19 protein-coding genes are annotated in these 24,918 nt (G+C 72.5%); 3 read left to right on the top strand and 16 right to left on the bottom strand.

Going from position 1 to position 24,918, the window contains the following annotated elements:
* Window positions 1-107: 107 nt before the first annotated feature.
* From OIE75_RS03300 to OIE75_RS03265, 8 genes are all read right to left on the bottom strand, one after another.
* Window positions 108-1,838 carry a PP2C family protein-serine/threonine phosphatase gene (locus tag OIE75_RS03300; RefSeq protein WP_329469424.1) on the bottom strand — a complete coding sequence of 577 codons (1,731 nt, stop codon included), beginning with the start codon at window positions 1,836-1,838 and terminating at the stop codon, window positions 108-110.
* Window positions 1,835-2,899, bottom strand: a complete 1,065-nt coding sequence (locus tag OIE75_RS03295; protein ID WP_329469423.1) for an ATP-binding SpoIIE family protein phosphatase — start codon at window positions 2,897-2,899, stop codon at window positions 1,835-1,837. Before OIE75_RS03295 ends, OIE75_RS03300 begins: the two co-directional genes overlap by 4 nt.
* Window positions 2,899-3,339, bottom strand: coding sequence for an anti-sigma regulatory factor (locus OIE75_RS03290; RefSeq protein ID WP_307009477.1), 441 nt, complete (start codon window positions 3,337-3,339; stop codon window positions 2,899-2,901). The genes OIE75_RS03295 and OIE75_RS03290 overlap by 1 nt, the downstream gene beginning before the upstream one ends.
* Window positions 3,339-3,770 carry an STAS domain-containing protein gene (locus tag OIE75_RS03285; protein ID WP_329469422.1) on the bottom strand — a complete coding sequence of 144 codons (432 nt, stop codon included), beginning with the start codon at window positions 3,768-3,770 and terminating at the stop codon, window positions 3,339-3,341. The genes OIE75_RS03290 and OIE75_RS03285 overlap by 1 nt, the downstream gene beginning before the upstream one ends.
* Window positions 3,767-4,657 carry an STAS domain-containing protein gene (locus OIE75_RS03280; RefSeq protein WP_307009473.1) on the bottom strand — a complete coding sequence of 297 codons (891 nt, stop codon included), beginning with the start codon at window positions 4,655-4,657 and terminating at the stop codon, window positions 3,767-3,769. The genes OIE75_RS03285 and OIE75_RS03280 overlap by 4 nt, the downstream gene beginning before the upstream one ends.
* 151 nt (window positions 4,658-4,808) lie before the next feature.
* Complete coding sequence (locus tag OIE75_RS03275; RefSeq protein ID WP_307009471.1) at window positions 4,809-5,201, bottom strand: STAS domain-containing protein; 393 nt, start codon at window positions 5,199-5,201, stop codon at window positions 4,809-4,811.
* Between the two features lie 114 nt (window positions 5,202-5,315).
* Window positions 5,316-7,730, bottom strand: a complete 2,415-nt coding sequence (locus OIE75_RS03270; protein ID WP_373463058.1) for a SpoIIE family protein phosphatase — start codon at window positions 7,728-7,730, stop codon at window positions 5,316-5,318.
* A gap of 217 nt (window positions 7,731-7,947) precedes the next feature.
* Window positions 7,948-11,946 (bottom strand): HAMP domain-containing protein, encoded by a 3,999-nt coding sequence (locus OIE75_RS03265; protein WP_307009467.1) that lies wholly within the window; start codon window positions 11,944-11,946, stop codon window positions 7,948-7,950.
* Window positions 11,947-12,258: 312 nt separating this feature from the next.
* On the opposite strand from OIE75_RS03265, the gene OIE75_RS03260 reads away from it, so the two are divergent.
* On the top strand, window positions 12,259-12,624 hold the full coding sequence (locus OIE75_RS03260; protein ID WP_307017710.1) for a PRC-barrel domain containing protein: 366 nt from the start codon (window positions 12,259-12,261) through the stop codon (window positions 12,622-12,624).
* A gap of 53 nt (window positions 12,625-12,677) precedes the next feature.
* The gene (locus OIE75_RS03255; protein WP_307009465.1) at window positions 12,678-13,130 is read left to right on the top strand and encodes an ATP-binding protein; all 453 of its coding nucleotides are present in this window, start codon (window positions 12,678-12,680) and stop codon (window positions 13,128-13,130) included.
* 9 nt (window positions 13,131-13,139) lie between these two features.
* Here the strand turns inward: OIE75_RS03255 and OIE75_RS03250 are convergent, their stop codons facing one another.
* Together OIE75_RS03250 and OIE75_RS03245 are read right to left on the bottom strand one after the other, a co-directional pair.
* Window positions 13,140-13,574 (bottom strand): ATP-binding protein, encoded by a 435-nt coding sequence (locus OIE75_RS03250; protein ID WP_307017708.1) that lies wholly within the window; start codon window positions 13,572-13,574, stop codon window positions 13,140-13,142.
* Between the two features lie 153 nt (window positions 13,575-13,727).
* A complete protein-coding gene (locus OIE75_RS03245; RefSeq protein WP_329469420.1) occupies window positions 13,728-15,638 on the bottom strand; it encodes an AMP-dependent synthetase/ligase in 1,911 nt (636 codons plus the stop codon).
* A gap of 154 nt (window positions 15,639-15,792) precedes the next feature.
* Between OIE75_RS03245 and OIE75_RS03240 the strand changes: the two genes are divergently transcribed.
* A complete protein-coding gene (locus tag OIE75_RS03240; RefSeq protein ID WP_329469419.1) occupies window positions 15,793-16,026 on the top strand; it encodes a DUF6480 family protein in 234 nt (77 codons plus the stop codon).
* Between the two features lie 10 nt (window positions 16,027-16,036).
* Here OIE75_RS03240 and OIE75_RS03235 read toward each other — a convergent pair whose 3' ends face one another.
* From OIE75_RS03235 to OIE75_RS03210, 6 genes are all read right to left on the bottom strand, one after another.
* Complete coding sequence (locus OIE75_RS03235) at window positions 16,037-17,128, bottom strand: glutamate--cysteine ligase (RefSeq protein ID WP_307009458.1); 1,092 nt, start codon at window positions 17,126-17,128, stop codon at window positions 16,037-16,039.
* 72 nt (window positions 17,129-17,200) lie between these two features.
* The gene (glgB, locus tag OIE75_RS03230; RefSeq protein ID WP_307009455.1) at window positions 17,201-19,423 is read right to left on the bottom strand and encodes a 1,4-alpha-glucan branching protein GlgB; all 2,223 of its coding nucleotides are present in this window, start codon (window positions 19,421-19,423) and stop codon (window positions 17,201-17,203) included.
* A 3-nt stretch (window positions 19,424-19,426) separates the two neighbouring features.
* Entirely contained in the window at window positions 19,427-20,788 is a 1,362-nt protein-coding gene (locus OIE75_RS03225) for a maltokinase N-terminal cap-like domain-containing protein (RefSeq protein ID WP_307009454.1), read from the bottom strand.
* Window positions 20,789-20,816: 28 nt separating this feature from the next.
* The gene (gene treS / locus OIE75_RS03220) at window positions 20,817-22,535 is read right to left on the bottom strand and encodes a maltose alpha-D-glucosyltransferase (RefSeq protein ID WP_307009452.1); all 1,719 of its coding nucleotides are present in this window, start codon (window positions 22,533-22,535) and stop codon (window positions 20,817-20,819) included.
* Window positions 22,532-24,529 carry an alpha-1,4-glucan--maltose-1-phosphate maltosyltransferase gene (locus OIE75_RS03215; protein WP_329469418.1) on the bottom strand — a complete coding sequence of 666 codons (1,998 nt, stop codon included), beginning with the start codon at window positions 24,527-24,529 and terminating at the stop codon, window positions 22,532-22,534. Before OIE75_RS03215 ends, treS begins: the two co-directional genes overlap by 4 nt.
* A gap of 51 nt (window positions 24,530-24,580) precedes the next feature.
* Window positions 24,581-24,853, bottom strand: coding sequence for a DUF5133 domain-containing protein (locus OIE75_RS03210; RefSeq protein WP_329469416.1), 273 nt, complete (start codon window positions 24,851-24,853; stop codon window positions 24,581-24,583).
* Between the last annotated feature and the right edge of the window lie 65 nt (window positions 24,854-24,918).

The following is a 24,918-nucleotide window of genomic DNA, read 5'->3' as shown; positions in this document are numbered from 1 at the left end:
GCTGCTTCGCACCTCGACCATCCCATCGCGTCCACGCGGGTGCGGCCAGCCGGGTGCGGCAGGCGGGTGCGATCGTGCAGGCGTGGCCGGGGGAGTGGTGCCGCCGGTCAGGCCGGGCCGCGGAGGTGGCACAGCAGCAGGCACACGTCGTCGTCCCGCTCGGAGTCGCTGAGCAGCGGATCCAGCAGCCCGTCCGCCGCACCCTCCAGGTCCGTCTCCAGCTTCGCCGGCGCGAACGAGCCCAGCACGTCGGCCAGTCGCCCGATACCGGGGTCTATGCCCTGGGCGCGGCGCTCCACCAGACCGTCGGTGTACAGCGCGAGCGTGGAACCGGGCGCCAGCGGCACCGTGTGGTCGGCGATCTCCTGGCGGAGCGGGATGCCGAGCATCGCGCCGGGTTTGTCGTCCAGGATCCGCACCTCACCGTCGGGGGTCCGCAGCACCGGCGGCGGATGGCCGGCGGCGGCCCACGTCAGGGTCGGGTCGTCGGGGTGGAAACGCGCGATGACGGCGGTGGCGAACAGGTCGGGCTGCAGATGGTGCAGGAACGTGTGCAGCCGGGTCAGCAGCCGCCCCGGGCTGCCGCCGTCCACGGCGTACGCCCGCAGCGCGGTACGCAGCTGGCTCATCATCACGGCGGCGCGCAGCCCGTGCCCGGTGACGTCACCGACCACGGTGATGACCCCGCCGTCGGGCTGGCGGAAGGCGTCGTACCAGTCGCCGCCGATGTTCAGCCCGTGGGTGGCCGGCAGATAGCGGGCGGCCAGCCCGAGGCCCGCCGGGGAGGGCAGCTCCGTCAGCAGGGCCCGCTGGAGCGTCTCCGCGATGTCGCGGTTGTGCTGGTAGCGCTGGGCGTGGTCGATCGCGATGCTCGCCCGCCGGGTCAGCTCCACCAGCATGACGGCGTCGTCCGGGTCCCACGGCTCCCCGGGCGGTGACAGGGTCACCACGCCCTGGGGCGCCTGCCGGGTCGGCAGCGGGATGCACAGCGCGGGCCGGTCCGGGTCCAGCGCCGAGGGCGGCTGGTCCTGGACGCCGGGCAGGCCCCCCGGGTGCGTGGCGGCGTACTGCGGCCGCCCGGTGCGGGCCGCGACCACGGCCGCCGCCGGATGCGCCTGCACCGGCCGCCCGTCGTCCTGCTCGAACAGCCAGACGTCGACGCTCGCCGCGTACTCGGGCACCAGCAGCTCCGGCAGCCGCCGCACGATCTCGTGGTGGTCCAGGGACGCCGTCAGCACCGCGCTCGCGTCCGCCAGGAAGGTCAGCCGGCGCCGGGCGTTCTCCGCCGCCGTGCGCGCCTTGCGTTCGGCGGCGAACGCCTCCCGCTGGGCCCGCCCGGCGGCGTCCAGCTCCGCGTGCAGCGCCACGACGCCCTGGTTGGTCTGCTGCAACTCCTCGCGGTGGAAGTCGACCAGGTCCTCCTGCTCGCCGAGCCGCTCCAGCACCAGCGCGGTGTCCTCGTCGGCACCGAGCAGGGCCTCCGCCAGCCCGGCCGCGTCGTCCGGCACGGCGCCGTCCCGGAGATCCGTGGCCGGTTCGGGGCAGACCACCGTGACCTGCCACGGCGGCTCGCCCGCGGCGGCGGCGTCCGGCGAGGTCACCACGGCGTGCAGGGCGCCCTTCCCGGCCTCCGACGCGGCGCGGCCTGCCGGCCGCGTCGTGAGGGTAAGCCGCCAGGTGCCGCCCTTGGTCAGGCACAGCCGCAGCTGCGCGCCGACCGCGGCCGTCAGCCGGGTGCGTTCCAGCGGCGGCACGCCGCAGGCCGCGGCCAGCCGCGCGGTGGCGACGCGCGCCCGGGCCGCGTCGGTGATGTCGCTGATCTGCCAGGTACGGGTCATGGGCGGTCCGCCGGGACGGGGGCCAGCACGGCGACCGCGGTGTCGTCCCGCACGGGGCGGGCCGGGCTGCTCGCGTCGCGGAGGGTGACGGCGGCGGTCACCGCCGGGTCGGTCGTCGTGCTGCAGGTCTCCGACGTCGGCGTCCAGCGGCTCGGCAGACCGTCGCTGTGCAGCACCAGCACCCGGTCGTCCGCCCAGTCCGCCGTCTCCTCACGCAGGGTCGTGGGCCGGTGGGTGCCGATGATGCCGGGCCGGGACACCAGGTGGCGCCAGGCGCCGCCCTCGCACAGCCGCGCCCCGATGTTGCCGACGCCGGCGAACCTGAGCACGCCGGCCCGCGTGTCGACCTGGGCCACCGCGACGGCCGCGCCGCGGGTGCCGGTCAGCGCCCGGTCGAGCCGCCGCAGCGCGTCCGCGGGGGTGACGTGGGCCGCGTCGCGCAGGGCCTCGACGGCGGTGGTCGAGGCACGGGCCGCCTCCGGGCCGTGGCCCAGACCGTCGGCCAGCATCAGCGTGACCAGGTCGCCCGCGCGCACCCAGGCCCAGGCGTCGCCGGAGTACTGCGCCCCGCCGAAGGGGAGGTTGACGCCGCCGGCCCGCACCCGGTCCGCCGGGCCCGGCTCGGCGACCGGGCCGTCGGGTACGGCGCCGATCCGGGCGGCCACCACCGTGCCCCGCCCCGGAACGCTGTGCAGGTCGAAGTGGTCCGAGAGACGCGCGCAGGTGCCCAGACCGGCACCGAGGGAGCGCGCGGTGGTGAAACCGTCCCCCAGGGCGGCGGGCACGTCGGCGATCCCGGGGCCGTGGTCCACCGTGGTGACCTGTACGAGCCGGGCTCCGTCCCGGTCGCCGGCGAGGACCGGCGGAGCGACGACGTCGATGAGGACCCGGCCGCCCCCGGCGTGCTTGAGCAGGTTGGTGGCCAGCTCGGTGGCCACCAGCGCCGCGGTGGCGGTGCGCCCCTCCTCCAGTCCGGCCAGCGCCGCCGCCTGTTCCGCGGCCACCCTGACGTCACGCACCCGGGTCGAGTCGTGCACCGGCACGTCCCACACGCGTGGCATCAGGACTCCTCGCGCGGCCGCGGCGGTCTGCCCACCCAGGACGTCACCCGCACCGTCGTGCCCGTGCCCGGGGCGCTCTCGATCGCGAACTCGTGCACCAGCCGCCGGGACCCTCCCAGCCCCAGGCCCAGCCCCTCGCCGGAGGTGAAGCCGTCGCTGAGCGCCTGCTCCAGATCCGCGATGCCCGGTCCCTCGTCGGCGAAGGTGAGCCGCAGCCCCCGGGCGCCCCCGTCGGTCAGCTGCTCCGTCTCCATCGTTCCGCCACCGCCGTACACGAGCGTGTTGCGTGCCAGTTCGCTGGCCGCCGTGACCAGCTTGGTCTGGTCCACCAGTCCGAAGCCGGTCTGTGCGGCGGCCTGCCGCACATGCTGTCGCACCCACACCAGATCCATGTCCGAACGGATCGGCAGGCGGGCCTGGGAGCCCGCGGCAGTGTGCATCACTGAGTCTCCCGGGGCAGGCCGCGGAAGCGGGACGACAGGGCCTGCCCCGTGAGCAGTTCCAGGGCCACCTCGGTGTTGAGCGCCGTGTGCACGCCCGGCAGCGTCAGCCCGAGCTCCACGAGCGTGATGGCGACCGCCGGGCGCATGCCGACCACCACGGTCCGCGCGGCGAGCAGGTCGGTCTGCCCGGCGATCTCCGCCAGCACCCGGCCCAGGAACGAGTCGACGATCTCCACGCCGGAGATGTCCATGATCACGCCGGTGGCGCCGTTGCGCACGATGGCCTCGGCGAGGTCGTCCTGCAGCTGCTGCGCCGTACTGTCGTGCAGGTCGCCCTGGAGGGTGACCAGCAGCACGTCAGCGAGCCGCAGCACCGGGACGCGGTCCGACACGGGAGCCCCGTGGGGCCCCCCGAACGCCTCGCTCACCTCGCGACCGCACCCTTCGCACCGAGGGTCGTGATGCCGACCCCCAGCTCGTGCAGCACGTACCCGAGGGCGTCGGCGAGGCTCGCGCGGGTGACCACGTTGCCCAGGTCCAGACCGAGGTGGACCATGGTCTGCGCGATCGCCGGACGGATACCGGAGACGATGCACTCGGCGCCCATCAGCCGGGCCGCCGCGACCGTCTTCATCAGGTGCTGGGCCACCAGTGAGTCGACCGTCGGGACTCCGGTGATGTCCAGGATCGCGAAGCGCGCCTGCTGCTCCACGATGGATTCCAGCAGAGTCTCCATCACCACCTGACTACGGGCGCTGTCCAGCGTGCCGATCAACGGCACGGCCACGACCCCGTCCCACAGCTTGATGACCGGGGTGGCGACCTCCAGCAACTGCAGCCGCTGCCGGTCGATGAGTGCCTGGCCCTCGCTGAGCGCCGTCTGCATCACCACGACGCGCAGGGTGCCCATCAGCACACCCAGCGTGGCGAGACAGGAGCGGGTGTGCTCGACGGAGTCGTCGGGCAGATCGGCCAGCAGCAGGTTCTCGACCGGCGAACGCAGCGTGGCCAGTTCGCCCGACACCTGCGCGCTGCTCAGACCCGCCCGGGAGCGGGCCGCGCCCATCCGCGCCAACTGCTCGCGCACCGTCGTGAATCCCGCGGCGTCCGGATCCTCCACCCGCTCCGCGTCCGCGACTTGAGCCAGCGCGTCCACCACGGCCTTGCCCGCCTCGACCGCCTCGTCGCGCGAGACGGTGAACACGGCCCGGAACAAGGGCTCGTCCGCCCAGCGCTGGGCGATCTGCTCCCGGCGGCGCCGCAGGAAGTCCCTGACCTCAAGCGTGGGCGATCCAGCGGTTCCCTCTTCCGGCACCTTTTCCACTCCTCATCCGCTCCTGCCGCCCGCAACGCACGAAGCGGTGCGGGCGGTGCTGTGACTCTGCCGGGCGACAACTGTAACCACCCTCCGACCTCGCACGACACCTGCTCCCGCACGACCGGTCCCCGCCCGGCGGGGCCTGGGCTCAGGCCTCCGGCACGTCGGGACCCTCCGGCTGCGCGTCGACGCGCGAGAGCGCCTCCTCGGTGCTTTCGGAGACCGGCACGGTGATGCTCACCCCGGTCAGGTCCAGGACGCGGCGCACCGCCGGGGCGGGTGCGATGATGTGCACACTGCCCGGCAGCTCCCGGGCCTCCTGGTAGACCCGCAGGATGATGTTCATACCGGAGGAGTCCATGAACGGGACCTCCGACAGGTCCAGCAGGAAGTGCCGTCGGCCGTGGTGGAGCTGGTTGGCCAGGTGATGCTGCAGTTCGGTCGCGGTGTCGACGTCCAGGTAGCCCGCCACCTTCAGCAGCGCGATCTCCTCCCGCGGCAGCGTCACCTCGACGGACAACGGGTTCTGGGCGATGGGCACGTGTACCTCCAACAACGCGGCGTCGCGGCGGACCGTCGTGATCCGCCGCGCCCGGCGATTACCCCCGAATCCCGGTCCCATGCACGGCCGCCGGGACGGTTTCGCGGACTGCTTTCAGCCGACCCGGATGCCGACGAGACACGTGTCGTCGTCGGTGTCCGAGCGGCTGTAGGTGAGCAGCCGGTCGAGATGCTGGTCCAGGGTGGTCGGCGTCGGGCTGACGGTGGTCAGCAACTGGTCCAGCGCCTCCTCCACGGAGCGGTCCCGGCGCTCGATCAGGCCGTCGGTGTACATGAGCAGCGTGTCCTCGCCGGCCAGCTGCACCTCGGCCTCTTCGTACGCCGCCTCCGCGACCGCGCCCAGCAGCATCCCCCGGACCAGCGGCAGCCGCTCCGCCCGTACGCCGCGCACCAGCACCGGCGGCAGATGGCCAGCCCTGGCCCAGCGCAGGGTGCGCCTCGCCGGGTCGTACAGCCCGCACACCGCGGTCGCGGTGACACCGCCCGTCAGGTGGTGCGCGACGATGTTGAGCCAGGACAGCAGCTGGCCCGGACCGGCCCCGGTGACCGCCAGCCCGCGCAGCGCGTTGCGCAGCACCACCATGCTGGTCGCCGCCTCTATGCCGTGTCCGGCCACGTCGCCGACGCACAGCAGCACCAGCCCGTTCGGCAGCATCACGGCGTCGTACCAGTCGCCGCCGACCAGCTGCTCGGTCTCCGCGGGCCGGTAGCGGACGGCCACCTGGAGCTCGGGCATCTTCAGCGGGGTCTGCGCCGGCGGCATGATGGCGTGCTGCAACTGCAGGGTCAGCCGGTTGCGCTCGATGGCCTGCTGCTCGGTGTGGGCCAGCTGGTCGCGCGTCGCGGCGAGCGCCACCTCGGTCCAGTGCTGGGCGGAGATGTCCTGATAGGCCCCCCGTACGACGAGCAGGCGGTCGTCGGTGTCCAGGACCGGCTCGGCCACCACCCGCACGTGCCGGGTCACGCCGTCCGGCCGCTGCAGCCGGAACGCCGCCGACGCCGGCCGCCGGTGGTGCAGCAGCGTGCGCAGGAAGCGTCCGATGGCGACCGCGTCGTCCGGATGGGCGTGGGCGGCCAGCTCCTCCAGCCGCACCGGGGTGCTCGTCCGCGGACGTCCGTAGAGGTCGAAGAGCTGCCCGTTCCAGGTGATCTCGCCGGTCAGCAGGTTCTCCTCGAAACCGCCGATGCGGCCGAGGCGCTGGGCGTGCTGGAGGAGGCTGGCCAGCCGGGCCGTCTCGTCCTCGATCCGCCAGATGAGGAGGACGGCGTTGCCGTGCCGGCTGACGCTTATGTCCGCGACCGCCGACAGCGCCACCTGGTCCACCAGCGCGGTCAGGTTCATGCGCCGGGCCCGGAACGGCTCGCCCGTCGCGTACACCCGCTCGAGGTGCCGGAACAGCTCGCTGTCCCCGGCGGCCAACGGGTACGCCTCCAGCAGCAGGGCGCCGCTCACGACGGCACGCGGCCGTCCGGCGGGGTCCATGAAGCTCTCGTTCACGTGCTGGATGCGGAAGTCCGCCAGGTGGCCTTCGGCGTCCAGGTGCGGCACCAGCACCAGGGCGGGGTCGTACAGTCCGTCGGCCAGGTCCATCAGCTCCACCGCGTCCGGCATGACCCGCGGCTGCTGCCCGGCGCCGTTCGGCGGCGTGTACGACTCCAGGGTGTGCGCGCACAGCTCCGCCAGGGCCTCCACCTGGCGTACCACCTGCGGCGGCTGTGGCACCAGAGGCGCCGGCCAGGCGATCTCCAGCACGCCGTGCAGGCGCCCTCCGGTGCCGGCGGGCACGGCGACCCTGCCGCCGTCCGGATACTGGTGCCGGCCCACGCTGGGCAGCCCCGTCTCCGCCAGGGACGTGATCCACTGCCCGGCCCGCTCGGTCAGTCCGGACCGGGCGACCGTCGCCACGTCCGGCGGCACGTAGCGCCAGCGGGTGGCCTCGGCCGGGGAGAACCCCGCGCTGCCGGCCAGGGTGAGCGACCCGTCGTACCCGGCCGCCCAGATGGCCACCGCGACCGCGCCGAGCGGGCGCAGCGCCTGCTCCAGCAGGGAGTCGGCCACGGCCTGGGTGTCGCCCGCGGCCAGCGCACCGCTCTCGGCGGCCCGCAGGCGTACGGCGGCGGAGCCGGCCCCCGTCTCCGCGGGCTGCCGGTCTCGCCCGGAGCCCCCGCCGTCCCTGTCGGACCCGGGGTCCCGGGCGGACTCGGAGCGCACGGCGGCGGTCGCCGTGAGGAAGGCGTCCGTCACCTCCGACATCCGGTCCCGTGCCGCCTGGTTGATCACGTCGACCGCGAACTCCAGCGGCGTCGCCCGGGACTGCTCGGCCAGCTCGGCGAGCTGTCGGGCCGCCTGGGCCGGACCGCAGCCGAGCCGCGCCACCAGGATGCCCTTGGCCAGCTCGATCAGGGCCCGGCCCTCGGCCTCGGCCTGGGCGGCCCGTACCTCGCTGCTGAGCCGGTCGACGGTGGCCGCCAGCCGCCCCACGGGCGACAGCGGCGTCAGGGTGCGCATGCCGACGGCCGGTCCGTCGAGCGCGCAGGACTGCGGCGGCCCGGGTGCCGGGGACGGTGCGGCGGACGCCTCTCGCGGTGCGGCGGCGGCCGGTTCGCGGGACTGCTCGGACTTGCTCACGACGGGGACACTCCTCGGCCGGTGAGGGCCACGGAGCGCGACGGGCCGCGCCGCGCTCCGTCCGGCCCACCCTGGTACGGGACGGGGGCCGGTGTGGTCATGCGGGCAGCCACCGTCGGACGCAGGCGATGAGGTCCTGGGTGTCGACGGGCTTGGTGACGTAGTCGCTGGCGCCCGAGGCGAGGCTCTTCTCCCGGTCGCCGGGCATCGCCTTGGCGGTGACCGCGATGATCGGCAGCTCGGCGTACTCGGGCATCCGGCGGATCTCCGCCGTCGCCGTGTAGCCGTCCATCTCCGGCATCATGACGTCCATCAGGACCAGCGCGACCTCCGGGTGGTGCGTCAGCTTCTCGATGCCCCGGCGGCCGTTCTCCGCGTGCAGGACGCGGAAACCGTGCAGCTCCAGGATCCCGCTGAGCGCGAAGAGGTTGCGCGCGTCGTCGTCGACGACGAGGACGGTGCGCCCGGTGGGGGAGTCCTCCCCGAGGTGCGCACTCGCGCGCCGGGGCTCCTCCGGCCGGACCAGGGTCAGTACGTCCCCGGGCTCCTCGGCGGCCAGGTGCAGGGCGATGCGCTCGCGCAGCTCGTCGAGGCTGGACAGGAACTCCAGCGCCCCGCCCCCCGCGCCGGAGCGCAGGTTCTCCTCCAGGGCCGCGTCCGCGCGGTGACCGCTGTGCACCAGCACGGGCACGCTCGCCAGCCCGGAGTCGCCCCGCAGCGCGTGCAGGAACCGGGACGCCTCCTCGTCCGGCATGCCCAGCTCCAGGACGACGCAGTGGCACGGCTCGGCGGCCAGCGCGCCCGCCGCCTCCTGCGCCCCCACGGCAGTGATCACGTCGAGCGGGGGCCGGTCGCCCGCCTCGTCCCGCCCGTGCGTCAGGTCGGCGATCACGCTCTCCGCGACGAGGGTGAGCAGACCGCGCGGGCGCTCCTCCACGACCAGCAGCCGCCGCGGACGAGGCCGGTGACCGCCGCTCGTCAGCTCGGGCACCGGTGCCGGCCGGTCGAGCAGGTCGGCGGACGACTCGTCCGGCATCCGCTCCGGGCCCCGTACGAGCAGCTCCTCGAAGTCGGGCCGGGTCACGGGCAGGAACAGGGTGAAGGTGCTGCCCCGGTCGGGTGTGCTGTCCACGGTGACCGCGCCGCCGAGGAGCTGGGCGATCTCCCGTGTGATGGACAGGCCGAGCCCGGTGCCGCCGTACTTGCGGCTCGTCGTGCCGTCCGCCTGCTGGAACGCTCCGAAGATCGACTCCAGGTTCTGCTCGGGGATGCCGATGCCCGTGTCCTTCACCCGGAAGGCCACCACGGCACCGCCCCGGACCACGCCCGCGGGCACCTCGTCGTCCGGTGCCGGTTCGACGGCCAGCTCCACGCCGCCCCGCTCGGTGAACTTCACCGCGTTGGACAGCAGGTTGCGCAGCACCTGACGCAGCCGGGAGTCGTCGGTCAGCAGGTCCGCGGGCGCACCGGCGGCCGTCGCCACCGTGAACTCCAGGCCCTTCTGCGTCGTCATGGGCCGGAAGGTGGCCTCGACGTACTCGATGAGCTGCCGCAGCGTCACCCGCTCCGGGGCGACGTCCATCTTCCCCGCCTCGACCTTCGACAGGTCCAGGATGTCGTTGATCAGCTGGAGCAGGTCCGAGCCCGCGGAGTGGATGATGCCCGCGTACTCGACCTGCTTCGGGGTGAGGTTGCGCGAGGGGTTCTGGGCGAGCAACTGGGCGAGGATCAGCAGGCTGTTGAGCGGGGTGCGCAGTTCGTGGCTCATGTTGGCCAGGAACTCCGACTTGTACTTCGAGGCCAGCGACAGCTGCTGGGCCCGTGCCTCCAGCTCCTGCCGGGCCTGCTCGATCTGGAGGTTCTTCGCCTCGATGTCCCGGTTCTGCGTCGCCAGCAGGGACGCCTTGTCCTCCAGCTCGGCGTTGGAGTGCTGGAGTTCCTCCTGCTGCGCCTGCAGCTCCGCCGAGCGGGCCTGGAGTTCGCCGGTGAGGCGCTGGGACTCGGCCAGGAGTTCGTCCGTACGGGCGTTGGCCACGATCGTGTTGACGTTCACGCCGATGGTCTCCATCAGCAGCTCCAGGAAGTCCCGGTTGATCTGCGTGAACGGGGCGACCGAGGCGAGTTCGATGACGCCGAGGACCTGCCCCTCGACCACGATGGGCAGCAGCACCAGGGCCGTCGGCGCGATCTCGCCGAGCCCCGAGGAGACGGTCAGGTAGCCGGCCGGCAGGTCGTCCACCAGGATGGTGCGCCGGCTGCGCGCCGCCTGGCCGACCAGGGTGCGGCCGAAGGCGAAGCGGGTGGGCCTGGCCGTGGTCTCCGGGTAGCCGTAGGAGCCGACCAGTCGCAGCTCCGGACCCTGGTCCCCGTCCTCGGCCAGGTAGAACGCGCCGTACTGCGCCGAAACCAGCGGCACCAGCTCGTCCATGATCAGCTCGGCGACCACGGGCAGGTCCCGGTGGCCCTGCATCAGGCCGGAGATGCGGGCCAGGTTGGTCTTGAGCCAGTCCTGCTCCTGGTTGGCCCGGGTGGTCTCGCGCAGGGACTCCACCATGGAGTTGATGTTGTCCTTGAGCTCGGCGACCTCGCCGGACGCCTCCACGTTGATGGAGCGGGTCAGATCGCCCTCGGCGACGGCGGAGGTGACCTGGGCGATCGAGCGGACCTGGCGCGTGAGGTTGCCCGCCAGCTCGTTGACGTTCTCCGTGAGGCGCTTCCAGGTGCCGGAGACGCCCTCCACCTCGGCCTGACCGCCGAGCCGGCCCTCGGTACCGACCTCGCGGGCGACGCGGGTGACCTCGTCGGCGAAGGCGGACAGCTGGTCGACCATCGTGTTGATCGTCGTCTTCAGTTCGAGGATCTCGCCGCGGGCGTCGACGTCGATCTTCTTCGACAGGTCGCCCCGGGCCACCGCGGTCGTCACCAGCGCGATGTTGCGCACCTGGCCGGTGAGGTTGTTGGCCATCGAGTTGACGTTGTCGGTGAGGTCCTTCCAGGTGCCGGCGACGTTCGGCACGTTGGCCTGGCCGCCGAGGCGTCCGTCGGTGCCGACCTCGCGGGCGACGCGGGTGACCTCGTCGGCGAAGGCCGACAGGGTGTCGACCATCGTGTTGATGACGTCGGCCAGCGCCGCGACCTCGCCCTTGGCGTCGACGGTGATCCGCTGCGACAGGTCGCCCCGGGCCACGGCGTTGGCGACCTGGGCGATGGAGCGGACCTGACCGGTCAGGTTCGACGCCATCACGTTGACGTTGTCGGTGAGGTCCTTCCAGGTGCCCGACACCCCGCGCACCCGGGCCTGGCCGCCCAGGTTCCCGGCCGTGCCGACCTCGCGGGCGACGCGGGTGACCTCGTCGGCGAAGGCGGAGAGCTGGTCGACCATGGTGTTGATGGTGTTCTTCAGTTCGAGGATCTCGCCGCGGGCGTCCACGGTGATCTTCTGGGAGAGGTCGCCCTTGGCCACGGCGGTGGCCACCTGGGCGACGTTGCGGACCTGGTTGGTCAGGTTGCCCGCCATGAAGTTCACCGAGTCGGTGAGGTCGCGCCAGGTGCCCTTGACGCCCTGGACGTCGGCCTGGCCGCCGAGCCGCCCGTCGGTGCCGACCTCGCGGGCGACGCGGGTGACCTCGTCGGCGAAGGCGGAGAGCTGGTCGACCATGGTGTTGATGGTGTTCTTCAGTTCGAGGATCTCGCCGCGGGCGTCGACGTCGATCTTCTGGGAGAGGTCGCCCTTGGCCACGGCGGTGGCCACCTGGGCGATGTCACGCACCTGCGTGGTCAGGTTGCCCGCCATCGCGTTGACCGAGTCCGTCAGGTCGGCCCAGGTGCCCGAGACCCCCGGCACCTTCGCCTGTCCGCCGAGGGTGCCCTCCGTGCCGACCTCGCGGGACACCCGGGTCACCTCGGACGTGAACACGGACAACTGGTCGACCATGCCGTTGAAGACCTTGGCGATGTCGCCCATCAGGCCGTCCGCGTCGTCCGGCAGACGGGTGCCGAAGTCGCCGTCCCGCACGGCCGTCAGGCCCGCCAGGAGGCGGCGCAACTCCTGATCCGCCGGAACCCCGTCGACGGCCCCGGCGCTGTCGTTGGTCATGCGCACCCTCGTTCCGCTCCCCAGGAGCCCTCGGAGCGAGGACTCGGACCCCCTCCGGACCGATTGGGTGGGTCCGGGCTGTTGCGCGGCATTTCCGCTGTTCACGGATCCGCACGATGAGAAAATACGCCCGAGATTAACCCAGGTGCGGGGTGCGGACAAAGTGGGGCCGCCCCCCTGCGCGGGGGCGTTTCGGCACCCTCGATCGGCCCGCGGGCCCGAATGCGGTGGCTCCGGCCGGGTATCTGCTGCTGTGGGGCCGGACCGGCTCCGCGGAAGTCGCCGAAACGGGAGGGAAGGGACAGCGTGCCGATGGAGAGCATCTGGTCGTACGCGGCGGACAGCGGTCACGTGGAGGGACAGGACCTGACGGGCTGCACCGTCGTCGCCGACGACGGAACCATCGGCCACGTGGACCGGCAGGCCGAGTACTTCGGCATGCAGCACCTGGTCGTCGACACCGGAGTCTGGGTGTTCGGCCGGAGCGTGCTGGTGCCGGTCGGCGTGGTCCGCGGCATCGATCCCGAGTCCCGCACGGTCACGGTGACCTGCACCAGGGCCGAGGTGAAGGCCGCGCCGCGGTTCCGGACCGACAGCGAGACGATGGACCGCGACTACCTGGCGTCCGTCGGCGACTACTACCATCGGCTGCCGCCGCGCGAGACCTCCGCGACCTGACCGGGCGCCGGAAGAGAGCACGCGGAAACACGCTGAAGACGGGGACCCACGACATGGAACCAAGCGAAGGGACCATCACGGCCTCGTCCGGCGCCGCCTGTGCGGGAGTGCCGGCGCCGGCCGTGGTGGACAGCGCGGCGGCGGCACGCGCGTACGCCGAGTCGGTGGCGCGCGCCCAGTGGGGTGGCCCCGGCCGCACGGTCCGCGACGAGGACGTCGTCGACCTGCTGCTCGTGGTCTCGGAGCTGGTCACCAACGCGATCCGGCACGGCGACGGACTCGCCGGCTTCGAGGTGCGGCCGATGCCCGAGGGGCTGTGGATCGCCGTGCACGACCACAGCGCGGTGGTGCCCCGGGCGGTGTACGCCTTCCCCACCACGCACCCCGGAGGCGGCTACGGCTGGCCGCTGGTCGCCCGGCTGGCCCGGGACATCGCCGTGGAGCTGCGGGAGGGCGGCGGCAAGACGATCAGTGTGCTGGTGCCCCTGCGCCCCACGAGCCCCTGACTCGCGCGGTCACCAGGGCAGGAAGACGTGGATGTCCTTGCCCCGCTCACCGGTGACGACGCTCACCTGGTCGGACAGGGTGTGGATCAGATGCCAGCCGATGCCGCCGCCGCCGTTGCTCGGATGGAAGGGACGCGGCGCGGGCTCGGTCGCGCTGGTGTCGTGCATGACCACGTGCACGCCGTCGAAGGTACGGCGCAGCCGCAGCTCGAACGGCCCGGGGGCGTACTGCACGGCGTTGGCCGCCAGTTCGGTGACCACGAGCAGGATGTCGTCCCAGTGCTCGGGCGCCGCGGGAGGCGCCGCACGGGCCAGGTCGTAGAGGAACTCCTCCGCGACCAACCGCGCACCGGTCACGTTGTGCAGTTCCCCAGTGAAGCTTGCCGTGCGGTTCGTGATCTCCTCGGAAGCCAGTGTCCTGTCCCTACGCGACTCGGCTGCCATCTCGCCTTCCCGGCCCGGCACCGGCCGGGCGTCGTCCTTCCTTCGCATTCCCTTCGTTTGTAGTTCCCGAGACGGCCGAGGCTAGTCGCGTCGGTGTGCCTGCCCCCGGAAGGTGCGACCCGGGGTGACGGTCCTGTCACCCCCGGGCGCGGTTCAGCGGAGGAACACGCTGTCCGACTCCTCCCAGCCGGCCGGCTCCTCGGGCGGCGGCTGCGGCCGGCGGCGGTGCGAGCGCGCCTCGTACATCGCGTCGATCTCCAGGGCGTAGGTCCGCACGATCTCGTCCCGCCGCAGCTTCATCGACGGAATGAGCAGCCCGTTGGCCACGTCGAAGGGCTCCGGCAGGACGCGGAAGACCCGGATGGACTCCGAGCGGGACACCGCGCTGTTGGCGGCGGCCACGGCCCGGGCGACCTCCTCCCGCAGCGCGTTCTCCTCGCGCGCCTCACGGGCCGCGGTGTCGCCCTGCGCGGCGAGCGCCGCCCGCCAGTGCGTCAGGAACTCCGGGTCCAGCGTGATCAGGGCACCGACACAGGGCCGGTTGTCGCCGACCACCACCGCCTGGTGCACCAGCGGGTGCATCCGCAGCCGCTGCTCCAGGGCGGCCGGGGCGACACTCTTGCCGCCGCTGGTGATGATGATGTCCTTCTTGCGGCCGGTGATCGCCAGATAGTTCTCGTCGTCCAGGTGCCCGAGGTCCCCGGTGGCCAGCCAGCCCCCGCGCATCACCTGGCGGGTGGCGGCCTCGTCACCGACGTACCCCTGGAACAGCGACGCCCCGCGCACCAGGATCTCCCCGTCGTCGGCCAGCCGGATCTCCACGCCGGGCAACGGCTGCCCGACGGTGCCCGACTTCTCCCGGCCCAGTGGCTGCATCGTCAGTCCGCCGCTGGTCTCCGTCAGACCGTAGCCGTCGTGGACGTAGACCCCGATGCCTTCCCAGAAGAGGGACAGCTCGCGGCTGAGCGGCGAACCGCCGGACGTCGCCCGCAGCACCCGGCCCCCCAGCGCGCTCCGCAGCCGGCGGTACACCGTCCGCTCGTACAGGGCGTGCTGGAGCCGCAGGTCGAAGCCGGGCCCCGGCCCCCTGCCCAGCCGCTGGCGCTCCAGCGCCGCGGCGAAGTCCCGCGCCGTGCCGGCGGCCCGCTCGAACAGGGCCCCGCGCCCCGCCTGCTGGGCCGTGCGCAGGAAATTCTTGTAGACCTTCTCCAGGACCGACGGGACGGCGTACAGATACGTCGGACGGAAGGAACGCAGGGCCGAGGAGAGCGCCTCGCCGGTCATCGCGGGTTCGTGGGCCATCAGGAGCCCGCCCCGCACACACAGGGTCTGGATCATCAGCCCGTACACGTGCGAGAAGGGGAGGTAGGCGAGGACCGCGCCCTGCTCCCCCTCCGGCGCCACCGTGTGGCCCCAGCCCGCGATCAGCGTGTCGCACGGGAGGGCCAGCCCGCGGTGGCTGAGCGCACAGCCCATGGCCCGGCCCGACGTCCCCGAGGTGTAGGCGACGACCGCCGTGGAGTCCGGCAGCACGATCCGGCGCATGGAGTCGACGGTGGCGAACGGGAGGTACTCGCCGCGCGCCACGAGCGCGTCCAGCGCCCCCGCGTCCAGTTGCCAGACGTGCCGCAGGGCCGGCAGCGACGCGCACACCGAGCCGACGGTCATCACGCTCTGCTCGTCCTCGACCAGCACGCCCACACAGCCGGCGTCCCGCAGGATGTACTCGACCTGGTCGCGCGAGGAGGTCGGATAGATCGGCACGACCTCGGCGCCCACCGTCCACAGGGCGTGGCTGAAGACCGTCCACTCGTACCGGGTGGGGGCCAGGATCGCCACCCGGTCGCCCGGCTGGATCCCGCTCGCTATCAGCCCCTTGGCCAGGTCGACCACCTCGTCGCGGACCTCCACCGCCGTCACCTCGTCCCAGACCGCGGAGTCGGGGCCGCGGCGGCGCGCGAGCATCGGCAGGGTCGGCGTGCGGGCGGCCGTGTCGAAGAGGCTGTCGGCGAGCCCGCCGGTCAGCGGCGGGACGGCCCGGGGAGCGGGAGCGAGGCCGCGCATACGCTGGCTCCTGACGTGTACGGACGGTGACACCACCCACGAGTACCGTGGCCGGCGGTGCTCGGAATCTAGCCGAGCCGCAGGCTGCGGGGGGCAGGGACGGCAGAAGTGTGTCCCGCCGGTGATCTCGGTCCGATCGGGGGACCCGGCCCACATGAGGTACACGAACCCCGATCCCGATCCCCGCAACACCACCGGCCTGGAACCCGGCGGCAGTGTGCCGCCCGGTGAGACCCCGCCGGCCGAGAGCAGCATGCCCGAGGCGGGCCCGCAGGAACTGCACAATCCCGCCAAGGGCTGGGCCAAGGGGCCGCTGACCGTCATCCTCGTCGTCGTGGCGCTGATCGCGGCGGGCCTCCTGGGCTACGCCCTGGTCCTGATGCTCTGACGCCCGCGGCTCAGCTCGCCTGGGTCCGGCGCACGCACGCGGTGACGACCTGACGCAGACTGCCCGTGCGCTCGAAGAGCTCGCGCTGCACCCGGGCGCCGTTGCCGTGGCGCAGCAGCGTCTCGACGCCCTCGCGCACCCGGTCGAGGTCGCCGTGGTCGGCGAGCGCCTCCTCGACGTGCCGCACCAGCGCCCGTACGACCACCGAGGCGGGCATCCGCCGCATCGTCGCGGGGTGCAGCAGCTCCTCCGTCAGCCCGGAGCGGGCCGCCCGCCAGGCCGCCAGGCGGAGCAGGCTCACGCTGTGCCCGTCCGGCTCGGTGCCCGCGCGCCACTCCCGGGCGGCCGTCTCGACCAGAGCGCGGGCGAGGGCGGCGAGGACGACCGCGGTCCCCGCGTCCAGGCAGACGTCCGCCACCCGGAACTCGACCGTCGGATAGCGCTGGGAGAGCCGGACGTCGAAGTAGACCATCCCGTCGTCGAGGATCGTGCCCGTGGCGAGCATGTCCGCCACCCGGCGGTGGTAGCGCTCGGCCGAACCGAACAGCTCCGTCGGACCGGCCGACGGCCACCGCTGCCAGACCCGGCTGCGGTAGCTGCTGTACGAGGAGTCCTCCCCCTGCCAGAAGGGGGAGTTCGCGCTCAGCGCGGTCAGCAGCGGCAGCCAGGGCCGCACCCGGTCGATGACCGCGACGCCCTCCTCGTCGGACTCGACCGAGACGTGCACGTGGCAGCCGAGGACCAGCTGCTCCTGGACGACGACGCCGTACTGGTCGGCCATCCACTCGTAGCGGCGGTTCACACCGATGGACGGGGTGACCGGCAGCGGTGAGGTGGCGAGTGCGGCGACGGCGCACCCGATCCCCCCGGCGTGCCGGCCCGCCTCCTCACGGCAGCGGACGATCTCCGTGTGCAGCCGCTCCATGTCCGCCTGCGGATGGGTGGCGAACTCGAGCATCTGCTCGTGCAGTTCCTTCTCGAACACGTCCTGTTCGGCGTCGTGGAGCGACGCCCTGGCCAGCACGGCGGCGGACAGCGCCCGTGGCTCTCCGGTCGTGGGGTCGACCAGGAGGAGTTCCTCCTCCACTCCGACGGTGCGCACGTGATGCCGCCTCTCTGTGTGCTCCCGGGACCAACCGACTGCCCCGGGCAGCCGGTCGGACACCTGGTCGTCTCACAGGGCGTACGGCATCAGCCACACCGTGGCCAGCGGAGGCAGCGTGATCCGGACGGCGCCGTCCTCGGGCTTGACCGGATCGGGGTTGGTCACCCCGCTGCCGCCGTACTCCCCGGCATCGGTGTTGAGCACCTCCTGCCAGGCGACGGCCTCGCCCGGAACGGCCAGGTGGTACTCGTGCCGGACGACGGGGGAGAAGTTCGACACCGCCAGCAGCGGCGCACCGTCCGCGTCGAACCGCAGGAACGCGAAGACGTTGTCCTCGGCCGCGTCCACCGCCACCCACCGGAAACCGGCCGGGTCGGTGTCCCGCTGCCACAGCGCCGGGGTGCGCGCGTAGCGGGTGTTGAGTTCGCGGACCAGGTCCTGGATCCCGCGGTGGTCGGCCGCCGAGTGGTACCCCTCGTCCAGCAGCCACCATTCCGGCCCCTGCTTTTCCGACCATTCGGCGCCCTGCGCGAACTCCTGGCCCATGAACAGCAGCTGCTTGCCGGGGTGGGCCCACATGAAGCCGAGGTAGGCCCGCACGTTGGCCCGCCGCTGCCACCAGTCGCCCGGCATCTTCGACACCAGCGCCTGCTTGCCGTGCACGACCTCGTCGTGGGAGATCGGCAGGACGTAGTTCTCGCTGTACGCGTACACCATCGAGAACGTCATCTCGTGGTGGTGGTACTTGCGGTGCACCGGCTCGTGCGCGGCGTACTCCAGCGAGTCGTGCATCCAGCCCATGTTCCACTTCAGGCCGAAGCCGAGCCCGCCGGTGTCGGTGGGCCGGGTCACCCCGCCCCACGCCGTCGACTCCTCGGCGATGGTCACCACACCGGGGCAGCGCCGGTAGACGGTCGCGTTCATCTCCTGGAGGAACGCCATGGCCGCAAGGTCCTCGCGGCCGCCGTACTGGTTGGGCTCCCACTGCCCGGAGTCGCGCGAGTAGTCCAGGTAGAGCATCGAGGCGACCGCGTCCACCCGCAGCCCGTCGATGTGGAACTCCTCGCACCAGTACACCGCGTTCGCCACGAGGAAGTTGCGCACCTCGGTCCGGGCGAAGTCGAAGGTGTACGTCCCCCAGTCCGGGTGCTCCGCACGCCGGGAGTCCCCGGGCTCGTACAGCGGGTCCCCGTCGAAGCGGCCCAGCGCCCAGTCGTCCTTCGGGAAGTGCGCCGGCACCCAGTCCATGATCACGCCGAGGCCCGCCCGGTGCAGCGCGTCGACCAGGAAGCGGAAGTCGTCGGGGGAGCCGAGGCGCGCGGTCGGCGCGTAGAAGCCGGTGACCTGGTAGCCCCACGACGGGCCGTAGGGGTGCTCGGCGACCGGCATCAGCTCCACATGGGTGAAGCCCAGGTCCTTGACGTACGCGGGCAGCTCCTCGGCCAGCTCGCGGTAGCCGAGCCCCGGCCGCCAGGACGCCAGGTGCACCTCGTAGACGGAGAAGGGCGCCTCGTGCACCGGCGTGGCGGCCCGGGTCCGCATCCACTCCGCGTCGCCCCACTCGTACCGCGAGGCGGTCACCACGGACGCGGTGTTCGGCGGCTCCTCGGCCGCGCGGGCCATCGGGTCGGCCTTGAGGAACCGGTGGCCGTGGCGCGAGTGGATCTCGAACTTGTACTTGGTGCCCTCACCGACGCCCGGCAGGAACAGCTCCCACACCCCGGACGAGCCCAGCGAGCGCATCGGGAACGCGGTGCCGTCCCAGTGCGTGAAGTCGGTGGCGACCCGCACGCCCTGGGCGTTCGGCGCCCACACCGTGAACCGGGTGCCGGTGACGCCCTCGTGGCTCATCGGCTCCGCACCGAGCGCCCGCCACAGCTCCTCGTGCCGGCCCTCGGCGATCAGGTGCAGGTCCAGCTCGCCGAGGGCGGGCAGGAAGCGGTACGGGTCGTGGACCTCGTGCTCGCCCTCCTCGTACGCCACGACGACGGTGTACGCCGGGATCGAGGCCAGCGGCAGCACACCGGAGAAGAGGCCGTCCTCCTCGGAGACGAGGGCGTGCCGTTCGCCGCCCACGACCACGCTCACCTCGCGGGCGAAGGGCCGCAGCACCCGGAAGGCGATCCCGCCGGGAACCGGGTGGGCACCGAGCAGGGCGTGCGGATCGTGGTGGGCGCCCGCCAGCAGGCGCCCCCGGTCGGTGGGGTCCAGCGGCGGGGCGGTACCGCGGGCCCCGGGTGTGGACGGGGCGGGAGCGGACGGCTCGGGGAGTGAGGTGTCGCGGAGTGCCACGGGTCAGTCTCCTCTCACGGCGAGTCGTTCGATCGCCGCCATGGGTACGGGAAGCCAGTCGGGGCGGTGCCGCGCCTCGTACAGCACCTCATACACGGCCCGGTCCGTCTCGTAGGCGCGCAGCAGGCCGTGCTTCTTACGGGGGTCCCAGCCCGCGCGGGCGGCGTAGCCCGCGCAGAACGCCTCCCGGCAGCGGCGCGCCCACTCGGGGCGCCAGGGGCGACGCTGCCGGGCGGCGTAGTCGAAGGAGCGCAGCATGCCCGCGATGTCCCGGACGGGGGAGTGGGCGCTGCGCCGTTCGGCCAGCGGGCGGGACGGTTCGCCCTCGAAGTCGATGACGAACCAGTCCCGGCCGGCCCGCAGCACCTGCCCGAGGTGCAGGTCGCCGTGGATGCGCTGGGCGGGCGGTCCGGAGTCGCAGGTGGACAGCGCGGCGAAGGCGGCCCGCAGCCCCGGGACGAAGGGCTGGAGCGCCGGGACGCAGTGCGCGGCGGCCGTCAGCCGCTCGGTCATCGCCGCCGCGGTCCGGCCGTTCTCCCCGGGGGCCCCGGCCGGGAAGGCGGAGGCCAGCGCCAGGTGCACGTCCCCCATGGCCTGTCCCAGCTCGTGGGCCTGCACGGTGAAGTCGTCCCCGGACGCGAGCGCGTTCAGGGAGAGGGTCCAGCCGTCGGAGGCGTCGTGCAGGAACGGCTGGAGCACGCCCAGGGTCGCCTCGTAGGGATGCGTCGTGCGCATCCACGCCACCGGCGCCGGGACCCGCCCGCAGCCCTGGCGGGCCAGCGCGTCCGGCACCTCGAGGTCGGGGTTGACACCCGGCTGGACGCGCCGGAAGAGCTTGAGGATGAACTCGTCGCCGTAGATCAGCGAGGAGTTGGACTGCTCGGCGTCCAGGAGGCGCGGCGCGAGTCCGCCGGGCACCGGCCGCGCGGGGTCGGACTCGAAGCGCAGCGGTCCCGCCTTGCCGGGGTGCCGCAGCCGTTCCAGGAGGAGCTGTGCGGTGCGCGGATCGTGCAGCGCGTCGTAGACCGTCCGCCCGGCCAGCGGGCCGTCCTGTACCTGACCGATGATCGCCCGGCCCAGACGCGGCGACGGCTGCTCGCGTACGCCGAGCAGCAGTTGGTAGCAGTCTCCGGCCGAGGGGGCGCCGCCCGGGGCGGGCGCGGGGCCCTGTCCGGTGTGCACCAGGAGGTGCAGACAGCCCGGGAACAGCTCGGTCATCGACAGCAGACCCAGCTCCGCGACGGGTCGGTCCTTGCCGGCGAACCAGCGCTGGTGCGGCAGCCACTCCTGCAGCAGCTCGCCGAGCGACGCCATGGGCTCGGCGAGTTGCCTGCGTCTCGGACGCAGGGGTGCGGTCTTCGGCATGGTGACGCGTCCTTTCCTCGGCCCAGGCTCAAGCGCGGCGGCCGATGCGGGATGCGACTCGGGTGAGCCGGAACCAGTAGAAGCCGTGGCCCCCGAGGGTCAGCAGGTACGGCAGCTCGCCGATGGCAGGGAAGCGGACTTCGCCGAACAACTCCACCGGGTGGCGTCCGGCGAACTCGCGCAGGTCGAGTTCGGTGGGCTGCGCGAACCGCGCGAAGTTGTTCACGCACAGCACCAGGTCGTCCTCGTACTCCCGCAGGAAGGCCAGGACGGCCGGGTTGGAGGAGGGCAGTTCCGTGTAGGTGCCCAGGCCGAAGGCCGGGTTCTGCTTGCGGATCTCGATCATGCGCCGGGTCCAGTGCAGCAGGGACGAGGGCGAGGCCATGGACGCCTCGACGTTCGTCACCTGGTAGCCGTAGACCGGGTCCATGATCGTCGGCAGGTAGAGGCGTCCGGGGTCACAGGTCGAGAAGCCCGCGTTGCGGTCCGGGGTCCACTGCATCGGGGTGCGCACCGCGTCGCGGTCGCCGAGCCAGATGTTGTCGCCCATGCCGATCTCGTCGCCGTAGTACAGGATCGGTGAGCCGGGGAGGGCGAGCAGCAGCGCGGTGAACAGCTCGATCTGGTCGCGGTCGTTGTCCAGCAGGGTCGCGAGCCGCCGCCGGATGCCGATGTTGGCGCGCATCCGCGGGTCCTTGGCGTACTCCGCGTACATGTAGTCGCGCTCTTCGTCGGTGACCATCTCCAGGGTCAGCTCGTCGTGGTTGCGCAGGAAGATGCCCCACTGGCAGCCGGACGGGATGGCCGGGGTCTTGGCGAGGATCTCGGAGACCGGGTAGCGCGACTCGCGGCGCACGGCCATGAAGATGCGCGGCATGACCGGGAAGTGGAACGCCATGTGGCACTCGTCGCCGCCCGCGGAGTAGTCGCCGAAGTAGTCGACCACGTCCTCGGGCCACTGGTTGGCCTCGGCCAGCAGCACGGTGTCCGGGTACTGGGCGTCGATCTCGCGGCGGACGCGCTTGAGGAAGGCGTGCGAGGCGGGCAGGTTCTCGCAGTTGGTGCCCTCTTCGGCGTACAGATAGGGAACGGCGTCGAGGCGGTAGCCGTCGACGCCCAGGTCGAGCCAGAACTTCAGCGCGGCCAGCATCTCCTCCTGCACGGCCGGGTTCTCGTAGTTGAGGTCCGGCTGGTGGGAGAAGAACCGGTGCCAGTAGTACTGGCCGCGCACCGGGTCGTAGGTCCAGTTGGACGCCTCGGTGTCGACGAAGATGATGCGGGCGTCGGCGTACTGGGTGTCGTCGTCGGCCCAGACGTAGTAGTCGCCGTAGGGGCCGTCGGGGTTCTTGCGGGACTCCTGGAACCACGGGTGCTGGTCGCTGGTGTGGTTCATGACGAAGTCGATGATCACGCGCATGCCGCGCTGGTGGGCGGCGTCGACGAACTCGACGAAGTCGGCGAGGTCGCCGAACTCGGGGAGCACGGCGGTGTAGTCCGAGACGTCGTAGCCGCCGTCGCGCAGCGGTGACTTGAAGAAGGGCGGGAGCCAGAGGCAGTCCACGCCCAGCCACTGCAGGTAGTCCAGCTTGGCGGTCAGGCCCTTGAGGTCGCCGACACCGTCGCCGTTGCTGTCCTGGAAGGAGCGGACGAGGACCTCGTAGAAGACGGCTCGTTTGAACCAGTCCGGGTCGCGGTCCTTGGCCGGGGTGTCCTCGAAGGTGTCCGGCACGGGCTCGTTGACGGTCATGAGGCTCCTGACCCTCCGTTCTGGGGCGCGGCGGACGGCCGGCGGACGTGGAAGACGTGGGCGGGAGCCCCGCCGGGCTCCAGGCGCACGTAGTTCGTCCGGCCCCAGTGGTAGGTCTGACCCGTGAGTTCGTCGTGGACGGGCACGGTCTCGTGCCAGTCCAGGCCGAGCTGCGGCATGTCGAGGGAGATCGTGGCCTCCTGGGTGCGATGCGGATCGAGGTTGGCGACCACCAGGACGGCGTCGGACCCGAGGCGCTTGCTGTACGCGATCAGCGCGTCGTTGTCGGTCCGGTGGAAGCGGAGGTTGCGCAGCCGGTGCAGCGCGGGATGGTCGCGCCGGATGGTGTTGAGCTTGGTGACGAGGGGGGCGATGGTGCGGCCCTCGCGGGCGGCGGCGGCCCAGTCGCGGGGTTTGAGCTGGTACTTCTCGGAGTCGAGGTATTCCTCGCTGCCCTCGCGCAGGGGGGTGTGTTCACACAGTTCGTAGCCGCTGTAGATGCCCCAGGTGGGGGAGAGGGTGGCGGCGAGGACGGCGCGGACCTCGAAGGCGGGGCGGCCGCCGGTCTGGAGGTAGGCGTGCAGGATGTCGGGGGTGTTGGCGAAGAAGTTGGGCCGCATGTAGGAGGCGGCGTCCCCCGTCAGTTCGGTGAGGTACTCGGTCAGTTCCTGCTTGGTGTTGCGCCAGGTGAAGTAGGTGTAGGACTGCTGGAAGCCGATCTGGGCGAGGGTGTGCATCATCGCGGGGCGGGTGAAGGCCTCGGCCAGGAAGATGACGTCGGGGTCGGCGCGGTTGATCTCGCCGATGACGCGTTCCCAGAACACGACGGGTTTGGTGTGGGGGTTGTCGACGCGGAAGATGCGCACGCCGTGGCTCATCCACAGGCGCAGGACGCGCAGGGTCTCGGTGACGAGGCCGTCGAGGTCGGCGTCGAAGGCGACGGGGTAGATGTCCTGGTACTTCTTGGGCGGGTTCTCGGCGTAGGCGATGGTGCCGTCGGGGCGGTGGTGGAACCAGTCGGGGTGTTTGTGGACCCAGGGGTGGTCGGGGGAGCACTGGAGGGCGAAGTCGAGGGCGACTTCGAGGCCGTGCTGGGTGGCGGTGCGTACGAAGTGGTCGAAGTCGTCGAAGGTGCCCAGGGCGGGGTGGAGGGTGTCGTGGCCGCCTTCGGGGGAGCCGATGGCCCAGGGGACGCCGACGTCGTCGGGGGTGGCGGAGAGGGTGTTGTTGCGGCCTTTGCGGTGGGTGGTGCCGATGGGGTGGACGGGGGGGAGGTAGACGACGTCGAAGCCCATGGCGGCGATGGCGGGCAGGCGGCGGGCGGCGGTGCGGAAGGTGCCGTGGGGCTGTTCGGGGGTGCCCTCGGAGCGGGGGAAGAACTCGTACCAGGCGCCGTACAGGGCGCGTTCGCGTTCGACCAGCAGGGGCAGCGGGTCGGAGGAGGTGACCAGCTCCCGCAGCGGGTGGCGGGCCAGCACCGCGTCCACCTCCGGCGTCAACGCCGCCGCCAGCCGGGTGGCCACGGGCAGCGTGTCGTCGAGCAGGGTTTCCGAGGCGGCCAGCAGCACCGAGCGCCCCGGGGTCCCCGGCACGCCCGCGGCGGCCCGCCGGTACAGCTCGGCCCCCTCCTCGAGAACGAGGCCGGCGTCGATGCCGGCCGGGATCTTGATGCGCGCGTGGTGCCGCCAGGTGGAGACGGGGTCGCTCCACGCCTCCACCCGGTAGGTCCAGTTGCCCGGCGCGCCCGGGGTGACCTCGGCGCCCCAGCGGTCGCTGCCGGGCGCCAGCTCCCGCATCGGCGTCCACGGGCCCGGCCGGCCCTCCGGGTCCTTCAGCACGACGTTGGCGGCGACCGCGTCGTGTCCCTCCCGGAACACGGAGGCGGAGACCTCGAACGTCTCCCCCGTCACCGCCTTCGCCGGCCGCCTGCCGTGCTCCACCACCGGGTGGACGTCCCGTACCGGGATACGTCCGATGCCCACGGTCGTAGTCATCCGTTCTCACCTCCGCCGTGCTCGGGGCCGGGCGGGCGCCCGGCCGATGGGTCAGGCCGCGCCGGAGGGGGTCATCGGCCCCGACGGGGCGAAACGTTCCGGCTGCTCCTGTGCATGGGTGATCAGGTTCGTCCGCAGATACCTCTCGGCGGCGTCGGCGGCCTCGCGCGCGCACCGCTTTCCCATCAGTACGCAGAGGGTGTAGCCGGAGTCCTCGAAGGTGGTGCGGACCGTGACGTCCGTGGGGGACACCAGCATCGAGCGTTCCCAGGCGCGGTAATGCCGCAGCTGCCGGGCGACTTCGCTCTTCGCGGGGAGCAGCATGGCCGGTCACCTTCCGGACGGTCCGGTGGTACGGACGATCGAGTTCTTCACACATGGTGCACGGG

Origin of the sequence: Streptomyces sp. NBC_01723 (assembly GCF_036246005.1) — a bacterium.
In the GTDB taxonomy this organism is placed as follows: domain Bacteria; phylum Actinomycetota; class Actinomycetes; order Streptomycetales; family Streptomycetaceae; genus Streptomyces.
The sequence above is the reverse complement of the archived record's forward strand: the minus strand, read 5'-3'. Positions and strand labels throughout refer to the sequence as shown.

What these genes read in the sequence shown, in the direction of transcription:
- treS (WP_307009452.1), bottom strand. Translation starts at nt 22,535, where the DNA reads ATGACCGTCAACGAGCCCGTGCCGGACACCTTCGAGGACACCCCGGCC.
- OIE75_RS03295 (WP_329469423.1), bottom strand. Translation starts at nt 2,899, where the DNA reads ATGCCACGCGTGTGGGACGTGCCGGTGCACGACTCGACCCGGGTGCGT.
- OIE75_RS03240 (WP_329469419.1), top strand. Translation starts at nt 15,793, where the DNA reads ATGAGGTACACGAACCCCGATCCCGATCCCCGCAACACCACCGGCCTG.
- OIE75_RS03260 (WP_307017710.1), top strand. Translation starts at nt 12,259, where the DNA reads ATGGAGAGCATCTGGTCGTACGCGGCGGACAGCGGTCACGTGGAGGGA.
- OIE75_RS03265 (WP_307009467.1), bottom strand. Translation starts at nt 11,946, where the DNA reads ATGACCAACGACAGCGCCGGGGCCGTCGACGGGGTTCCGGCGGATCAG.
- OIE75_RS03215 (WP_329469418.1), bottom strand. Translation starts at nt 24,529, where the DNA reads ATGACTACGACCGTGGGCATCGGACGTATCCCGGTACGGGACGTCCAC.
- OIE75_RS03245 (WP_329469420.1), bottom strand. Translation starts at nt 15,638, where the DNA reads ATGCGCGGCCTCGCTCCCGCTCCCCGGGCCGTCCCGCCGCTGACCGGC.
- OIE75_RS03290 (WP_307009477.1), bottom strand. Translation starts at nt 3,339, where the DNA reads ATGCACACTGCCGCGGGCTCCCAGGCCCGCCTGCCGATCCGTTCGGAC.
- OIE75_RS03270 (WP_373463058.1), bottom strand. Translation starts at nt 7,730, where the DNA reads ATGCGCACCCTGACGCCGCTGTCGCCCGTGGGGCGGCTGGCGGCCACC.
- OIE75_RS03250 (WP_307017708.1), bottom strand. Translation starts at nt 13,574, where the DNA reads ATGGCAGCCGAGTCGCGTAGGGACAGGACACTGGCTTCCGAGGAGATC.
- OIE75_RS03255 (WP_307009465.1), top strand. Translation starts at nt 12,678, where the DNA reads ATGGAACCAAGCGAAGGGACCATCACGGCCTCGTCCGGCGCCGCCTGT.
- OIE75_RS03210 (WP_329469416.1), bottom strand. Translation starts at nt 24,853, where the DNA reads ATGCTGCTCCCCGCGAAGAGCGAAGTCGCCCGGCAGCTGCGGCATTAC.
- OIE75_RS03300 (WP_329469424.1), bottom strand. Translation starts at nt 1,838, where the DNA reads ATGACCCGTACCTGGCAGATCAGCGACATCACCGACGCGGCCCGGGCG.
- OIE75_RS03225 (WP_307009454.1), bottom strand. Translation starts at nt 20,788, where the DNA reads ATGCCGAAGACCGCACCCCTGCGTCCGAGACGCAGGCAACTCGCCGAG.